This window comes from Pseudomonas sp. GW821-FHT01C01, assembly GCF_059422645.1.
Genome location: NZ_JBWKXF010000010.1, coordinates 93,021 through 109,058 on the forward strand (window position 1 = coordinate 93,021; position 16,038 = coordinate 109,058).

16 protein-coding genes and 1 other RNA gene are annotated in these 16,038 nt (G+C 58.1%); 10 read left to right on the forward strand and 7 right to left on the reverse strand.

Annotated features, from left to right (window positions below):
- Window positions 1-32: 32 nt before the first annotated feature.
- Both AC07XF_RS09855 and AC07XF_RS09860 read right to left on the reverse strand, forming a co-directional pair.
- Window positions 33-1,979: a flavin monoamine oxidase family protein gene (locus AC07XF_RS09855; protein ID WP_495026323.1), complete on the reverse strand. Its 1,947-nt coding sequence runs from the start codon at window positions 1,977-1,979 to the stop codon at window positions 33-35.
- A gap of 177 nt (window positions 1,980-2,156) precedes the next feature.
- On the reverse strand, window positions 2,157-3,152 hold the full coding sequence (locus tag AC07XF_RS09860) for a GlxA family transcriptional regulator (protein ID WP_495026324.1): 996 nt from the start codon (window positions 3,150-3,152) through the stop codon (window positions 2,157-2,159).
- A gap of 146 nt (window positions 3,153-3,298) precedes the next feature.
- On the opposite strand from AC07XF_RS09860, the gene AC07XF_RS09865 reads away from it, so the two are divergent.
- The gene (locus AC07XF_RS09865) at window positions 3,299-4,435 is read left to right on the forward strand and encodes an acyl-CoA dehydrogenase family protein (protein ID WP_495026325.1); all 1,137 of its coding nucleotides are present in this window, start codon (window positions 3,299-3,301) and stop codon (window positions 4,433-4,435) included.
- Window positions 4,436-4,536: 101 nt separating this feature from the next.
- Here the strand turns inward: AC07XF_RS09865 and AC07XF_RS09870 are convergent, their stop codons facing one another.
- Window positions 4,537-5,577 carry an NADP(H)-dependent aldo-keto reductase gene (locus AC07XF_RS09870; RefSeq protein ID WP_429365855.1) on the reverse strand — a complete coding sequence of 347 codons (1,041 nt, stop codon included), beginning with the start codon at window positions 5,575-5,577 and terminating at the stop codon, window positions 4,537-4,539.
- A 245-nt stretch (window positions 5,578-5,822) separates the two neighbouring features.
- Between AC07XF_RS09870 and rplM the strand changes: the two genes are divergently transcribed.
- From rplM to AC07XF_RS09905, 7 genes are all read left to right on the forward strand, one after another.
- Window positions 5,823-6,251, forward strand: coding sequence for a 50S ribosomal protein L13 (gene rplM, locus AC07XF_RS09875; RefSeq protein WP_003228062.1), 429 nt, complete (start codon window positions 5,823-5,825; stop codon window positions 6,249-6,251).
- Between the two features lie 14 nt (window positions 6,252-6,265).
- Window positions 6,266-6,658: a 30S ribosomal protein S9 gene (gene rpsI, locus AC07XF_RS09880; protein ID WP_003228056.1), complete on the forward strand. Its 393-nt coding sequence runs from the start codon at window positions 6,266-6,268 to the stop codon at window positions 6,656-6,658.
- Between the two features lie 269 nt (window positions 6,659-6,927).
- Window positions 6,928-7,521 (forward strand): ubiquinol-cytochrome c reductase iron-sulfur subunit, encoded by a 594-nt coding sequence (gene petA, locus AC07XF_RS09885; RefSeq protein ID WP_495026326.1) that lies wholly within the window; start codon window positions 6,928-6,930, stop codon window positions 7,519-7,521.
- On the forward strand, window positions 7,521-8,732 hold the full coding sequence (locus tag AC07XF_RS09890; RefSeq protein WP_310053977.1) for a cytochrome b: 1,212 nt from the start codon (window positions 7,521-7,523) through the stop codon (window positions 8,730-8,732). Before petA ends, AC07XF_RS09890 begins: the two co-directional genes overlap by 1 nt.
- Entirely contained in the window at window positions 8,732-9,514 is a 783-nt protein-coding gene (locus AC07XF_RS09895; RefSeq protein WP_495026327.1) for a cytochrome c1, read from the forward strand. The genes AC07XF_RS09890 and AC07XF_RS09895 overlap by 1 nt, the downstream gene beginning before the upstream one ends.
- 150 nt (window positions 9,515-9,664) lie before the next feature.
- Window positions 9,665-10,282: a glutathione S-transferase N-terminal domain-containing protein gene (locus AC07XF_RS09900; RefSeq protein ID WP_007972581.1), complete on the forward strand. Its 618-nt coding sequence runs from the start codon at window positions 9,665-9,667 to the stop codon at window positions 10,280-10,282.
- A 16-nt stretch (window positions 10,283-10,298) separates the two neighbouring features.
- Entirely contained in the window at window positions 10,299-10,712 is a 414-nt protein-coding gene (locus AC07XF_RS09905; RefSeq protein WP_085715923.1) for a ClpXP protease specificity-enhancing factor, read from the forward strand.
- A 147-nt stretch (window positions 10,713-10,859) separates the two neighbouring features.
- Here the strand turns inward: AC07XF_RS09905 and AC07XF_RS09910 are convergent, their stop codons facing one another.
- The 4 genes from AC07XF_RS09910 to AC07XF_RS09925 form a co-directional block, all read right to left on the reverse strand.
- Window positions 10,860-11,438, reverse strand: coding sequence for a BON domain-containing protein (locus AC07XF_RS09910; protein ID WP_007989868.1), 579 nt, complete (start codon window positions 11,436-11,438; stop codon window positions 10,860-10,862).
- Complete coding sequence (locus tag AC07XF_RS09915; protein ID WP_007972584.1) at window positions 11,435-12,028, reverse strand: phosphoheptose isomerase; 594 nt, start codon at window positions 12,026-12,028, stop codon at window positions 11,435-11,437. Before AC07XF_RS09915 ends, AC07XF_RS09910 begins: the two co-directional genes overlap by 4 nt.
- 104 nt (window positions 12,029-12,132) lie before the next feature.
- Complete coding sequence (locus AC07XF_RS09920) at window positions 12,133-12,495, reverse strand: YraN family protein (RefSeq protein ID WP_495026358.1); 363 nt, start codon at window positions 12,493-12,495, stop codon at window positions 12,133-12,135.
- Entirely contained in the window at window positions 12,495-14,306 is a 1,812-nt protein-coding gene (locus AC07XF_RS09925) for a penicillin-binding protein activator (protein ID WP_495026328.1), read from the reverse strand. Before AC07XF_RS09925 ends, AC07XF_RS09920 begins: the two co-directional genes overlap by 1 nt.
- A gap of 177 nt (window positions 14,307-14,483) precedes the next feature.
- Here AC07XF_RS09925 and rsmI point away from each other — a divergent pair, with 177 nt between their 5' ends.
- Both rsmI and rnpB read left to right on the forward strand, forming a co-directional pair.
- On the forward strand, window positions 14,484-15,389 hold the full coding sequence (gene rsmI, locus AC07XF_RS09930; RefSeq protein WP_495026329.1) for a 16S rRNA (cytidine(1402)-2'-O)-methyltransferase: 906 nt from the start codon (window positions 14,484-14,486) through the stop codon (window positions 15,387-15,389).
- Between the two features lie 75 nt (window positions 15,390-15,464).
- Window positions 15,465-15,818: RNase P RNA component class A (rnpB, locus tag AC07XF_RS09935), an RNA gene on the forward strand.
- The last annotated feature ends 220 nt before the right edge of the window (window positions 15,819-16,038 follow it).

Sequence of the window (16,038 nt, forward strand, 5' to 3'; positions counted from 1 at the left end):
ACACGTCGTGCATGGCTCTGGAGTGAGGGGGATCAGGGGCGGAGTTGGTAGTGCGGATAGTTATTCATGGTGAAGCCACCATTGAAAGTCGCGGCGGTTTTGTTGCAAATGTGAATGACCGCATCGACGGCCCCGCGAAAGCAGGGTTCCGTCCAGCCGGCATCGACTGAAAATGACTCACCGGAAAAATACAAACCTGACAGGTGGGCGAAATCCCTGTTGTACCTCATCAAGCCGACGGCGTCGTAATAGGTGCCGGGGCGATACAGCCTGGCACAACCCAGGGCGTTTTTATCGGTGATCCAGCGTTGGACCACGGCCTGGTCAATGCCAATGTAGGGAGATATTCGCTCCTGAATATTGGCGCAGTTCATCAGGATACGGTCCAGCTCTTCGACACATTGGGCCACCAGTTCCTTGTCGCTCAGCAAACCGAGTTTGGTGGCGTCATCCTCCCAGGTGTAACTCAAGAGAATGCAATCATCGCTGTAGTGATCGTTGTAGCGGTAGGCATAGACGTCATGGATAAAACTGTCGGTGACGATGGCCTGCGGAATTTTTCCGGGGCTCGACAGGAATGTTTTTTTCAAGGGTGCGTAAACTTTGCAGCTGGTTTCCCAGTGCGCCGTTTTATAGGCATTGATTGTCTCGTAAGGCAGCATTTGCTGGGTGAAATGTTCAAGTTTGATTCGGGTTTCAATCAGCCAGGACGGCAGGGTCATGATGACGGAGTCGAAGTCATCGAAGTGTTCCTGGGTGTACGTGGGTTGGCTGTGTTTCCAGTTGAAGTAAACGCGTGTTTTGCGGTTGGCCAGCTTTCTCAGACGGGTAACGGATGAGTCGGTGAGAAAGCCGTTGCTTCGCTCGCGGCTGTGTTCATAGACGGATTTTCCGGTCTCCTCGATGGCCATGAAGAACAGGCATTCGCTCAGTGAGGCGAGCCCGATGTAGCGCGGCCTGTCGAAGCCAAGGCCCGCCGAGTCATGAACGGCTTCGCTGTGCAGACAGGGTGAGGCCAGCGGATCACCCTGTGTATCCACCCGGCCATGGATCAGTTGCAGATGACTGCTGAAACCGAAAATGGCCGTGCGCAGGGGGTAGAGGGCACATACATCGTAAAAGGCCCCCCAACTGCCGTCACCGATGCCGATGGCATAGAAAATGGCCGACTCCTGCGCAGACATTCCCAGTCCGCCAAAGTCTCCGGGCGACCGTTCATCCCAGGCTTGCAAGGCCGGCATGCTGACCAGATTACGGAAGGACACGCTCTCGTATTTGTCGACGATCGCCGCCCACATGGCTTCCCATTTGTCGCTGGCGTACACCGCCGCGACATGCCGGGTCATGCGATCGGCAAAAGCTTTCCACTTGGCATAAACCCTTTGCAGCTCTTCTCCGGGCGGTGGAGTCCGGCCATCCTGGTTTTTCCATACCAGCATCTGCGCAATTGTTCCGCCGCCCATGCTGCCCTCGCGAAGATAGATCCCGGTAGAACTGACCCACTGGCTTCCGGGGTTGGCAAAGTCTGAAAACGCCAGGTCGAACGCCTTGGCGTAATAAGCCATCAGCGATCTGCCCTCTGTCGGCGATTCGCCTGCCCGGTTGAAAAAAGGCATGCGCATGGCGCCCATTTCAAATGGTGTATGAGTTTGCGTTGAGTGCCGGCTGCCGAGGACGGTCAGGTGCCTGCCGCCGATGCGCCTGGATTGTTCGATGAGGGTGATTTGGGTAAAGCCGCAGCGATAGAGTTCTCTGGCGGCCGTCAGTCCAGTGACGCCTGCGCCGATGATGCAAATCCGGTGTTGCTGCTCGGTTGCCCGGGCGATGCCGTTGTCCTGTTCAACCAGCGCCCGATAGTCGAAGCACAAGTCAGGTGGATTGGGAAAACGCGCGGCCCATGGGTTATCAGCCGGGGGCGTTGTTGTGGCGGCTTCTTCGGCAACGGATGAAGGGTAATTGTCGCTTGATCCAATAGTCACTGTTGATCTTCCCTGTCAGCACTGATGGTGAATGCAGGGAGAGAGATTGAAGCGTTGAAGACTTCACGTACATGAGCTCAATCGGGTTCGTTGGCGCTCTTCGTTCCGCTTTTTACGTAGGAAAAAACTACAAAAAAAGGCCTGCGATGCAGGCCTTTCTCAATGCTTTCCCTGGCCTCAGGCCGCTTGCTGAAACTGCTGGCGATACTGGTTCGGCGACAACTCCGTGTGTTGGCGGAACAGCCGTGCGAAGAAGCTCGCATCGTCGTAACCGACTTCGTAACTGATGGTCTTGATGCTCTTGCGGCTGCCGGACAGCAAGCCCTTGGCGGTTTCGATGCGCAGGCGTTGCAGGTAATGCAGCGGTTTGTCCCCGGTGGCGGTCTGGAAACGGCGCATGAAGTTGCGGATGCTCATGCCATGTTCGCGGGCGACGTCTTCGAAACGGAACTTGTCGGCGAAGTGTTCTTCGAGCCAGTGCTGGATCTGCAGGATGATCACGTCCTGGTGCAGCTTCTGCCCGCCAAAACCGATGCGCCCTGGCGAGTAACTGCGTTGTACCTCATACAGAATGTCCCGCGCCACGGCCTGGGACACATTGGCGCCGCAGAAGCGCTCGATCAGGTAAATGTACAGATCGCATGCCGACGTGGTGCCGCCGGCGCAGTACAGGTTATCGGCGTCGGTCAGGTGCTTGTCCTGATTGAGTTGAACCTGGGGGAAACGTTCGGCGAAGGCATTGAAGAAGCGCCAGTAGGTGGTCGCCTCCTTGCCATTGAGCAGCCCGGCTTCGGCCAGCCAGAAAACACCGGTCGCCTCGCCGCACAGGACGGCACCGCGCGAATGTTGCTGGCGCAGCCAGGGCAGGACTTGCGGGTAACGTTTGCACAGGCTGTCGAAATCGTCCCAGAACGCAGGAAGAACGATGATGTCGGCGTTTTCCAGCGCGCCATCCACCGGAATCATCACATCGCTGAACGTGTTGACAGGCTTGCCGTCGGGGCTGACCAGGCGGGTTTCGAACGCCGGTGTCAGGCCCTGGCCCAGCTGTTTGCCGTAGCGCAGGCTGGCGAGGTGGAAGAAATCCTTGGCTTGCAGGAGGGTGGAAGCGAAAACCCGGTCAATGGCCAGGATGCTGACGCGCCGTAGGGGCGTGGAGGCTTGGTTAGACATAATTCAACTTTATTTTTATAGGGGGAAGTGGTCACCAGACGGCTGGATCGTCTTATTTTTTGTCGGATGTGTCCAGTGTCCTGTATCGGAAGCGAGGCATAGTCTCTGAAGGTCAACTCCTTCAAAAAATAAAGAAAAGGTGCCGCATGATCCCCAGAACCCTGTTCAGTTCCGAGCACGAGCTTTTCCGCGACAGCGTGCGAACGTTCCTCGAAAAGGAAGCGGTGCCGTTCCATGGGCAATGGGAAAAACAAGGCTATATCGACCGCAAACTCTGGAACAAGGCAGGGGAGGCGGGGATGCTCTGCTCGCACCTGCCGGAAGAGTACGGCGGCCTGGGGGTGGACTTTCTCTACAGTGCGGTGGTGATCGAGGAAGTGGGGCGACTTGGCCTGACCGGCATCGGTTTCTCCCTGCATTCGGACATCGTGGCGCCGTACATCCTGCATTACGGCAGTGAAACGCTGAAGCAGAAATACCTGCCAAAACTGGTGTCCGGCGAGATGGTTACCGCGATTGCCATGACCGAACCGGGCGCCGGTTCCGATCTGCAAGGGGTGAAAACCACGGCCGTGCTCGATGGCGATGAGTACGTGATCAACGGCTCCAAGACCTTCATCACCAACGGCTACCTGGCCGACCTGGTGATCGTCGTCGCCAAGACCGATCCGAAGGCCGGCGCGAAGGGCACCAGTCTGTTTCTGGTGGAAGCCAATACGCCAGGTTTCGACAAGGGCAAGCGCCTGGAAAAAGTCGGGATGAAAGCCCAGGACACGTCGGAGCTGTTCTTCCAGGACGTGCGTGTGCCCAAGGAAAACCTCCTGGGTCAAGCCGGGATGGGGTTTGCCTACCTGATGCAGGAGTTGCCGCAGGAGCGCCTCACCGTGGCCGTTGGCGGGCTGGCTTCAGCCGAAGCGGCGCTGCAATGGACGCTGGACTACACCCGCGAGCGCAAGGCGTTCGGCAAGTCGATTGCGGATTTCCAGAATACCCGGTTCAAACTGGCGGAGATGGCCACGGAAATCCAGATCGGCCGCGTTTTCGTCGACCGCTGCCTGGAGTTGCACCTGCAAGGCAAGCTCGACGTGCCGACGGCGGCAATGGCCAAGTACTGGGGCACTGACCTGCAATGCAAGGTGCTCGATGAGTGCGTGCAGTTGCACGGTGGTTACGGGTTCATGTGGGAGTACCCGATTGCCCGGGCGTGGGCGGATGCGCGGGTGCAGCGGATCTATGCCGGGACGAACGAGATCATGAAGGAGATTATTGCGCGGTCGCTTTGATTGGCGTACTGAGTGTAGGAGCCGGCTTGCCGGCGAACCAGGCGACGCGGTGTGCCTGGCAGGTCGCCTTCGCTGGCAAGCCAGCTCCTACAAAAGCAAGGTTATGGCGCAGGGTTCGGGTGATCCTTGTGAATCGCCTCGATCCCTTCCAGCACTTCCTCCGACAGCTTCAAGTCGAAACTGGCGATATTGCTCTCCAGTTGTTCCATCGTGGTCGCGCCAATGATGTTGCTGGTCACGAATGGCTGCTGCGTCACGAACGCCAGGGCCATTTGCGCCGGGTCCAGGCCGTGCTCGCGAGCCAGAGCCACGTAACGGCTGCAGGCTGCTTCCGATTGCGGGTTGAAATAGCGACTGAAGCGGCTGTAGAGGCTCAGGCGACCTTTTGGCGGGCGGGCGCCGCCTTCGTACTTGCCTGACAGGAAACCGAACGCCAGCGGCGAGTAGGCGAGCAGGCCGCATTGCTCGCGGATGGCGATTTCCGCCAGGCCGACTTCGAAGCTGCGGTTGAGCAGGTTGTACGGGTTCTGGATCGATACGGCGCGCGGCCAGCCTCGGGCTTCGGCCAGGGCCAGGAAGCGCATGGTACCCCACGGCGTCTCGTTGGACAGGCCGATGTGACGGATCTTGCCGGCGCGGACCTGCTCGTCCAACGCTTCGAGGGTGTCCTCCAGCGGGGTCAGGTTGGCTTCGATCTTGTGCTTGTAGCCGAGCTGGCCGAAGAAGTTGGTGCTGCGTTCCGGCCAGTGCAACTGGTACAGGTCGATGTAATCGGTCTGCAGGCGCTTGAGGCTGGCATCCACGGCTTCGGTGATGTGCTGACGATTGTGCCGAAGGTTCTTGTCGCGGATGTAGTCGATGGTGTTGCCGGGGCCGGCGATCTTGCTGGCCAGGATCCAGTCGGCGCGGTCGCCACGGCTTTTGAAGTAATTGCCGATATAGCGTTCGGTGGTGGCGTAGGTTTCGGCCTTGGGCGGCACCGGGTACATTTCGGCGGTGTCGATGAAGTTGATCCCGGCACTCTTGGCCCGTTCAATCTGGGCGAAAGCGTCTGCCTCGCTGTTTTGCTCGCCCCAGGTCATGGTTCCGAGGCAGATGGCACTCACGTTCAGATTCGTTCGGCCTAGCTGGCGATAGTCCATCGGGTGCTCCTTGGGCAAAACAATCATAAAAGCAGGTTGAATTATTTTTCGCAATCTGCATAATTGCGCACCTCTTTCTGCAGTGGAATTGATGCGCCGCCGCCGAAGAATCTTGCCGTTGAACGGACGCGCCGACCCGAGCCCCCGAAAGCGTCTGTATCCGGCTGCCTTTGACTTGTCAAAGTACGCACTATTCAGTAAGATCCGCCGTCTAATTTACAGGGCGGCCCCTGAGGCTATAAAGAATGAAAACTTTTACTGCTAAACCGGAAACAGTAAAGCGCGACTGGTTTGTCGTCGACGCTGCAGGTCAGACCCTGGGTCGTCTGGCCACCGAAATCGCGAGCCGTCTGCGTGGCAAGCACAAGCCTGAGTACACTCCTCACGTTGACACCGGCGACTACATCGTCGTAATCAACGCTGAGCAGATCCGTGTTACCGGTGCTAAAACCACTGACAAAATGTACTACTCCCACTCCGGTTTCCCGGGCGGCATCAAGTCGATCAACTTTGAAAAGCTGATCGCCAAGGCCCCTGAGCGCGTGATCGAGACCGCGGTCAAAGGCATGCTGCCTAAGAACCCGCTGGGTCGCGACATGTACCGTAAGCTGAAAGTCTATGCGGGCGCTGCACACCCTCATACTGCTCAGCAGCCCCAAGAACTGAAGATTTAACGGAATAGTTCATTATGTCGGCGACTCAAAATTACGGCACTGGCCGTCGCAAGACCGCAACCGCACGCGTTTTCCTGCGTCCGGGTACTGGTAACATCTCCATCAACAACCGTTCGCTGGATAATTTCTTCGGCCGCGAAACTGCCCGCATGGTAGTTCGTCAGCCGCTGGAATTGACTGAGACTGTCGAGAAGTTCGACATCTACGTCACCGTGATCGGCGGTGGTGTAAGTGGTCAGGCTGGCGCAATCCGCCACGGCATCACTCGCGCTCTGATGGACTACGACGAGACTCTGCGCAGCGCCCTGCGTAAAGCCGGCTTCGTAACCCGCGATGCTCGTGAAGTTGAACGTAAGAAAGTCGGTCTGCGTAAAGCGCGTAAGCGTCCGCAGTACTCGAAGCGTTAATTCGCTTTCACGTTCAAAAAAAGAACGCCCAGTTTCCTCACGGAGCTGGGCGTTTTTTTGTGCCTGCGATTTATCAAAGAATTGCGCTGTGACAACTTGCCACATCCATAGACACCCTATACTACAAGGCTTGGGGGTGATGGGCTCCGGTAATTACCTTGTCAGAATTGGGGCTTTTCATTACCATTCGGCAAAATTTTTATAAGTACATAGATTTACTTAGTAGATGCCTGATTTAACAGGCCACAAAGCTGATGGGAGAGGACTGAATGAGCAATGACGGCGTGAATGCAGGCCGGCGTCGCTTCTTGGTAGCAGCCACATCCGTGGTGGGTGCTGCAGGAGCGGTGGGGGCTGCGGTCCCGTTCGTGGGGTCATGGTTTCCCAGTGCCAAGGCGAAAGCCGCAGGTGCACCGGTGAAAGTGAATGTCAGCAAAGTCGAGCCAGGCCAGCAGATGATTGCTGAGTGGCGCGGCCAGCCGGTGTTTATCGTCCGCCGTACGCCGGAAATCCTGGGGAATCTGAAGAAGATCGAGGGCCAGCTCGTTGACCCGACCTCCAAGAACTCGACACAACCGACTTACGTTGATCCGCAAACCCGTTCGATCAAGCCTGAGGTTCTGCTGCTGATCGGTATCTGCACGCACCTGGGTTGCTCGCCGACCTTCCGTCCCGAAGTGGCACCTGCGGATCTGGGTAAAGACTGGGTAGGCGGTTATTTCTGCCCTTGCCACGGTTCCCACTACGATCTGGCTGGCCGCGTCTACAAGTCGCAACCTGCGCCTTTGAACCTGCCGGTTCCCCCGCATTCCTATGAGACCGACGACATCATTGTCATTGGCGTCGATACGGAGAAAGCGTGATGAGCAAGTTCATGGATTGGGTTGACGCGCGCTTTCCCGCAACCAAGATGTGGGAAGACCATCTCAGCAAGTATTACGCTCCGAAAAACTTCAACTTCTTCTACTTTTTTGGCTCCCTGGCACTGCTCGTTCTGGTCAACCAGATCGTTACCGGTGTCTGGCTGACCATGAGCTACAACCCGTCGGCGGAAGAAGCGTTCGCTTCCGTCGAATACATCATGCGCGACGTCGAGTACGGCTCGATTCTGCGTCTGTTGCACTCCACTGGCGCTTCCGCGTTCTTCATCGTGGTCTATCTGCACATGTTCCGTGGCCTGCTCTACGGTTCGTACCAGAAGCCGCGTGAGCTGGTGTGGGTCTTCGGCATGCTGATCTACCTGGCGCTGATGGCTGAAGCCTTCATGGGTTACCTGCTACCGTGGGGCCAGATGTCCTACTGGGGGGCCCAGGTAATTATCTCGCTGTTTGGTGCGATCCCGGTCATCGGCAACGACCTGACCCAGTGGATTCGTGGTGACTACCTGATTTCCGGTATTACCCTGAACCGCTTCTTCGCCTTGCACGTGGTTGCCCTGCCGATCGTTATCCTGGGCCTGGTGGTGCTGCACATCCTGGCGTTGCACGAAGTCGGCTCGAACAACCCGGACGGCGTGGACATCAAGAAACACAAGGACGAAAACGGTATACCGCTGGACGGCATTGCTTTCCACCCGTACTACACGGTGAAAGATATCGTCGGCGTGGTGGTGTTCCTGTTCATCTTCTGCTCGATCGTGTTCTTCTTCCCGGAAATGGGCGGTTACTTCCTCGAAAAGCCGAACTTTGAAGTGGCGAACGCCTTCAAGACCCCGGAGCACATTGCTCCAGTCTGGTACTTCACCCCGTTCTACGCCATCTTGCGTGCGATTCCGGACAAGCTCTTCGGTGTGATCGCCATGGGCGCGGCCATTGCTGTGCTGTTCGTCCTGCCATGGCTGGACCGCAGCCCGGTCAAGTCGATGCGCTACAAAGGCTGGTTGAGCAAGATCTGGCTCTGGGTGTTCTGCATCGCGTTCGTGATCCTGGGTGTACTGGGCGTATTGGCCCCAACCCCTGAGCGTACGTTGCTGTCGCAGGTATGTACCTTCCTGTACTTCGCCTACTTCATTCTGATGCCGTTCTACACCAGGCTCGAGAAGACCAAACCGGTTCCGGAAAGGGTGACTGGCTGATGAAAAAACTATTTGCTGTATTGATGCTTGCTGCGCTGCCAGTGTTCGCTTTCGCAGCTGAGCACGGTGGCCCCGAGCTGGAAAAAGTCGACATTGACGTTTCCGATAAAGCAGCCATGCAGGACGGCGCGCGTACGTTCGCCAACTACTGCATGGGTTGCCACAGTGCCAAGTTCCAACGCTATGAGCGTGTTGCCGAAGACCTGGGCATTCCCCATGAGTTGATGCTGGAAAAACTGGTATTCACGGGAGCCAAGATCGGCGACCACATGAGCATCGGCATGCAGCCTGCGGACGCCAAGGCCTGGTTCGGTGCGGCGCCACCGGATCTGACCCTGGTTGCCCGTGTTCGCGGCACTGACTGGCTCTATGGCTACCTGAGATCGTTCTACGAGGATCCTTCGCGCCCATGGGGTGTGAACAACAAGGTCTTCCCGAACGTGGGTATGCCTAACGTCCTGGCCGGCCTGCAAGGTCGCCAGGTCGTCGGTTGCAAACAGGTTCAGATCGTCGAAGATGGCAAGAAGCAATACGATCCGTTGAACGGTGCGAAGCTGACTCATGAAGCGTGTGATCAACTGACCATCGTGCCGAAAAGCGGTGCTCTGACTGAAGAGCAGTTCGATGAGAAGGTCAAGAATCTGGTAACCTTCCTGGCTTACTCGGCTAACCCGGTTAAGCTGCAACATCAGCGCATCGGTACATACGTATTGTTGTACCTGGCGTTCTTCTTCGTATTCGCTTACCTGCTCAAACGCGAATACTGGAAAGACGTGCACTGATAAAGCTTCAAGCTATTGCTGTTAATCGCGCGCGCCCAAGGGCGCCTCTGAAGATGTAGCGAACCTGGTGATCCAGTCGTTACGAGAGGCGCCCTCTGGGCGCGCTCGTTTTTCCGCTTTCGATAATTTCTACAAGCGAGGAGGATCGCCATGGGCGTGACCAATCGGTTGGCCTGTTACTCCGACCCCGCCGACCACTATTCCCACCGAGTGCGCATCGTACTGGCAGAGAAGGGTGTCAGCGCCGAGATCATTTACGTGGAGGCTGGTCGCCAGCCACCTAAACTGATTGAAGTGAACCCTTACGGCAGCTTGCCCACCCTGGTCGATCGCGACCTGGCGTTGTGGGAGTCGACTGTGGTGATGGAATATCTGGATGAGCGTTACCCGCACCCGCCGCTACTGCCGGTTTATCCCGTGGCGCGTGCCAACAGTCGTCTGCTGATACACCGCATTCAGCGGGACTGGTGTGGTCTGGTGGACCTGATTCTGGATTCGCGGACCAAGGAAGCGGCCCGTGCCGTGGCTCGGAAAGAGTTGCGTGAAAGCCTGACGGGTGTGTCGCCACTGTTTGCCGACAAGCCGTTTTTCCTCAGTGAGGAACAAAGTCTGGTGGACTGCTGCCTACTACCAATACTCTGGCGATTGCCGATCCTGGGTATAGAACTGCCGCGGCCGGCCAAGCCGCTGCTTGATTATATGGAGCGCCAGTTTGCGCGTGAGGCTTTCCAGGCGAGTCTGTCTGGTGTCGAACGCGACATGCGCTAAGGCTTAAGGAGCCGCTATGAACTCCAGTCGACCTTATCTGGTCCGCGCGCTCTATGAGTGGATTGTGGACAATGATTGCACCCCGCACATGCTGGTCAATTCCGAGTATCCGTCGGTGCAGGTGCCTCAGGGTTTTGCCAGTGACGGACAGATTGTCCTGAACGTATCGCCACAAGCCGTGCGCCACTTGCACATGGACAACGAGGCGGTCAGTTTCGAGGGGCGCTTTGGTGGTGTGCCGCACACCTTGTACGTGCCCATTGCATCGATCCTGGGTATCTACGCCCGGGAGAACGGCCAGGGCATGGTGTTTGATCTGGAATCGCCGATGGGCGAGGACGAAGAGATCGAACCGGATGACGATCTTCCACCACCTGACAGCGAGCCGCCGCGTCCAAGCGGTCGACCCAGTCTGAAAGTGGTGAAGTAATAAAAAAGGCGATCCGCAAGGATCGCCTTTTTTATTACGTTGTAGGAGCGAGCTTGCTCGCGATGAGATCAAGGGCGACGCGTTATTCCTGAAAGTCGCGTCATCGTTTACGTCCATCGCGAGCAAGCTCGCTCCCACAGGGGGGGATCAGTCGATGTACTCAAACAGCTTCACAATCTTCTGCACACCGGAAACACCTTGCACCAGGTTGGTCGCCTGCGCAGCTTCCTGTTTGGTCAGCAGGCCCAGCATGTAGACAATGCCGTTTTCAGTGACGACCTTGATGCGCGAGCCGGGGATGTTCGCATCGGCAAGCATCTGGGTCTTGATCTTGGTGGTCAGCCAGGTGTCGTTCTGGCGAGCCAGCAGCGAGGAGGGGGGCAGGATTTGCAGTTCGTTGTGCACCTGCTTCACGCGCTGAACGGCGGCGGCGGCCTGTTCGGCCTTGGCCTTGAGGTCTGCGCGTGGCGTTTGCCCGGCGAGCAGCACGACACCGTTGAAGCTGGTGACGACGATGTGTGAGTCTTTATCCAGGGCCGGGTCGGCCTTGGCGACGTTCACGCCAACCTTGGTGTCGATCAGGGAGTCGTCGATCTTGCTGCCCAGCGTACGAGTACCGCGGTCATCTTCAATCGGTGCTTCACGGCTGGCAGTCACTACCGAGGTGCAGCCGCTGATGCCGAGGCACAGGGTCAAGGCCAGTAGGCCAAGGCGATTAGGGGTCATTCTTCACTCCCGAACAATTGGCTGTCGATCAAGTCGCAAAGGCAATGGATCGCCAGCAGGTGGACTTCTTGAATACGAGCGGTGACGTTGGCCGGTACGCGAATCTCGACGTCCTCGGGCAACAGCAGCGACGCCATGCCGCCGCCATCACGTCCCGTCAATGCTACGACAATCATTTCGCGATCATGTGCGGCCTGGATCGCTTGAATTATGTTGGCCGAGTTGCCGCTGGTGGAGATAGCCAGCAACACGTCGCCCGGTTGGCCGAGTGCGCGGATCTGCTTGGAGAAGATTTCGTTGTAGCTGTAGTCGTTGGCGATCGAGGTGATCGTCGAGCTGTCGGTCGTCAGGGCGATGGCCGGCAGGCTCGGGCGCTCGCGCTCAAAGCGATTGAGCAGCTCGGATGAAAAGTGCTGGGCATCACCGGCGGAGCCGCCGTTACCACAGGAAAGCATTTTGCCTTCGTTGAGCAGGGCGTTGACCATGACCTGGCTGGCTTGCTCGATGTGCGGTGCAAGTACTTCCATCGCCTGTTGCTTGGTGTCGATACTGGCCTGAAAAAGCTGGCGAATTCGGGATTGCATGTCCATCTGTGTGACCTTAATTAGCGCGGCTGTTCGGCACGTGAATGTGCAGCCCGCAAAGCAAAGAGCAAAAGTGTTGGGTGATAGTGTCCGGTTCGCAATGCCGGCGATCAGCCGTCGAAGGCATTCTGTAGCCAGTTCAACTGATCGAGGTTGCTGTCGATGGCAATCACGTCGAAGCGGCAAGGGGAATTGGCCCAGCGCGACTCGCGCTGAAGAAAATATTGCGCGGCGAAAATCAGTTTTTGCCGTTTGCGCTCATCGATGCTATCGAGCGCGCCACCCCATTGAGTGTTTTTTCTGTAGCGGACTTCAACGAATACTACTGTATCGCCATCTAGCATGACCAGATCAAGCTCGCCGCGTTTACATAACCAGTTCTGCGCCAGCAGGCGCAGACCCCGTTGTTGGAGATGCTCGAGCGCATGGCGCTCGGCATCCTTACCGCTTTGCTGGCGTGACCTGTCAGGCATCAGCGAGAGGTGTCCGGCAGGCGCTGAACCTGGCCGTTGGCGAACTCGGCCCATGGCAACTGGCGCACGACCCGCTGGCTCTGACTCATGCCAAGTCTGCCCGATTCACCGTCGATTCGGCTGTCCGGCAGAGACTTGAGCTGGCCCAGGCGCGGCGCCAGTCGATAGGCGTCCACGCCCATCGCATACAGGCGCCCCAGGCTGCCGGCGGCTTGAGGCCATTGGGCGGTGACCTGGCGGCGCAGTGGATCATTGGCGTCCAGCAGCCATGGCGTCTCGCAGAAGCGAATGCCATTCATATCGTTGTACTGGTTGATGTCACCGCTGGCGCTGAACACGTGAGAGGTGGCGTAGACCGGCACATCGCCTGCGTACTGAAAGTTCAGGGTCGGTTTGATCTGTTGGGCCTGCTGCGGCGTTGCGGCGAGGAAGATGAACTCGATGTCCTGGCGGCGCGACGGCTGGGCGGCTACTTGAGAACCAACCGTGCTTTGCAGGCTCTTGGCGCGGCCTTCGCTCTGGCGCAGCTGGAACATGTCGGCAATTTGCTGGGCCAGCTGGACCGGTTGATCGACGCGTTCGGTAACAACGATAGTGCCGCCATTGGCTTGCCAATCCTGGCTGAACGCCTTGAGCACGCGGTCGCCCCATTCACCTTTCGGCACCATGATGGCTGCGCGATGCAGGCCATCGGCGCGAGCGCGGCGCGACACTTCACGGGCTTCGTCTTCAGCGGCAAGGCCGAACTGGAACAACTGCGCCGGGCCTTGATCGCCCTCGCTGTAGTTCAGCGCCAGGGTGGTGATCGGCAATTGCGGGCGAGAGCTCAGCTGTTTGACCAGTGGCTTCTCCAGCGGGCCGACGACCAGTTGCACGCCATCGGCCTGGGCCTTGCGGTAGAACTCGTCCATGGAAGTCAGGCGCGAGCTGTCATAAAACTCGATGGCGGGTGGTTTCTGCCCGGCCTGTTGGGCCTGGTAGTGAGCGGCCATGAAACCGTCGCGCAGTGCTTTGCCGACCGAGGCCAATGGGCCGTCCTGCGGCAGCAGCAGGGCGATCTTGCTCAGAGGCTGGCTGGCCAGTTCCTTGAGCTGGGTCAGTGGCTGCGGCAATTGAATGGCTGCCGGGTGTTTCGGATTCCGTGAGCGCCAGTTGTCGATGGCCGCTTGTTGCTGTTCCAGGGTGCCGGCGGATTTCACCGCCAGCGCCAGGGCCATCCAGCCGCCGAGGTCATCGGCGGTGTTTGGCTGCAACTGCTCGGTTGGCAGCGAAGCGATCAGGACCCAGATGGCTTCGTGGTTTTTGCGGGCGGCTTCACCGCTGAGCATCGGCGCGATAAAAATGCGCTCGCGAGCGGCGGCGAGGGTCTGGCCATCGGCTTCAAGTGCGCGGGCGTGAACGGTGCCGGTACGGACCTGTTGTTCGACAGGCAGTTCGCTCAAGCGTTGCAGGCTCGGATGGCTCAAGGCGGTCAGTGCTGCCTTGGGCTGATTGCGGGTCATGGCCAATTCAGCCGCCAGGGTGTTGGCGAAAATCTGCTGGCCCGGCTTGAGTTGCTCGATGGGCACCTGTTGCAGGATTTGCGCGGACTGGCCGGCATTGCCCTGGTGATAGGCCAGGTCGGCAGCACTCAAGCGCAGCAGGGCGGCATCTTCCGGTGATTTGCTTTGGGCGGCCTTCTCAAGCAGCTGCTCGATACTGGCGTCCGGTGTCCGTGGAAGTTCGCCAAGGCTGGAGGAGGGCGAGCTGGCGCAAGCCGCCAGCAAGGCAGCGAGGCAGAGGGCAGATAACAGCCGCAGGCAAGCGATCATGTAAGCGTTCCTGATACTCGATCAAATTAGCGTGGAATTGTACCCAAGCACTGGCCGGGGCGCGATGTTACTGGCGTGAATCGATCAATTTAGCTGGTGTAAATGTTGCGCCAGTGCACAAACGGTCGCCGAAGCCGCGTTTGGTTGCGCGTATCGCGAGTCTCGCTACGCGCTACAATGGCGACTTTTACCGATCATGAGGTGTGCGCTTTGACTGCTCCAGGTGCTTTGAATTCCGCTGCTGGCTCGCTTTATGTGGTGGCGACGCCCATCGGCAACCTGGATGACATCAGTGCGCGGGCGCTGAAGATTCTGCGTGAAGTGGCCTTGATCGCCGCGGAAGACACCCGCCATTCCCTGCGCTTGATGCAACACTTCGGCATTTCGACGCCATTGGCGGCCTGCCATGAGCACAACGAGCGGGATGAAGGTAGTCGCTTTATCACTCGCCTGCTTGCCGGTGACAACGTGGCGTTGATCTCCGATGCCGGGACGCCGCTGATTTCCGATCCGGGTTATCACCTGGTGCGGCAGGCCCGGGCTGCGGGTATCAATGTGGTGCCGGTTCCGGGGGCCTGTGCGTTGATTGCCGCGTTGTCGGCGGCGGGGCTGCCTTCCGACCGTTTCATATTCGAAGGTTTTCTCCCGGCCAAGGCAGTGGGGCGGCGAGCGCGCCTCGAGCAGGTAAAGGAAGAGCCTCGCACATTGATCTTCTATGAGGCGCCGCATCGCATCCTTGAATGCCTGCAAGACATGGAACTGGTGTTCGGCCCCGAGCGTCTCGCGCTACTTGCGCGCGAGCTGACCAAGACGTTTGAAACCCTCAAGGGGCTGCCGCTGGCTGAGCTGCGCGAGTTTGTCGAGTCGGACAGCAATCAGCAGCGCGGCGAGTGCGTGGTATTGGTGGCGGGCTGGTCTGCGCCCGAGGAGGAGGGCGCCGTCAGCAGTGAAGCGATGCGCATCCTCAACCTGTTGCTCGAAGAAATGCCGCTCAAGCGTGCGGCGGCGTTGGCGGCGCAAATCACCGGCGAGCGAAAGAATGTGCTGTACCAGATTGCGCTGGATAAACAGAAGGGGGAGTAAAACCCGACGTACCGGCGCGCTCAAAGGCGCTTAGCGCTTGTTCTTCGGGCGCTCTGCCGGTAACCTTCGCGGTGGAGAGTCGATCGGACAGTCGCTGCCCTCTATGAAAATTAGGGGGGGGAGGAAAGTCCGGGCTCCATAGGGCGAAGTGCCAGGTAATGCCTGGGAGGCGTGAGCCTACGGAAAGTGCCACAGAAAATAACCGCCTAAGCGCTTCGGCGCCGGTAAGGGTGAAAAGGTGCGGTAAGAGCGCACCGCACGTCTGGCAACAGTTCGTGGCTAGGTAAACCCCACTTGGAGCAAGACCAAATAGGGTCCCAAGGCGTGGCCCGCGCTGGGACCGGGTAGGTTGCTAAAGATGTCCAGTGATGGCCATCGTAGACGAATGACTGTTCAAGACAGAACCCGGCTTACAGATCGACTCTCCACCTTTTTCTCCCCTCTGCTTAAATCATTGAGCAAGGGGGATGGTGATAGCAATTTCCCTCCTTGCACATTCATCCGCAGAACCTCTTTTGTAATACCAAAAAAATCTTACTCTTAATAAATTACTTTAACTTCCGAACGCAGCCTTCTGTGCTGATTCAAGTTATCGGGCAGTTTCATCCGCCGGATTCTCGTTGCTCCTCCCTTAATGCTCCTAAATCTC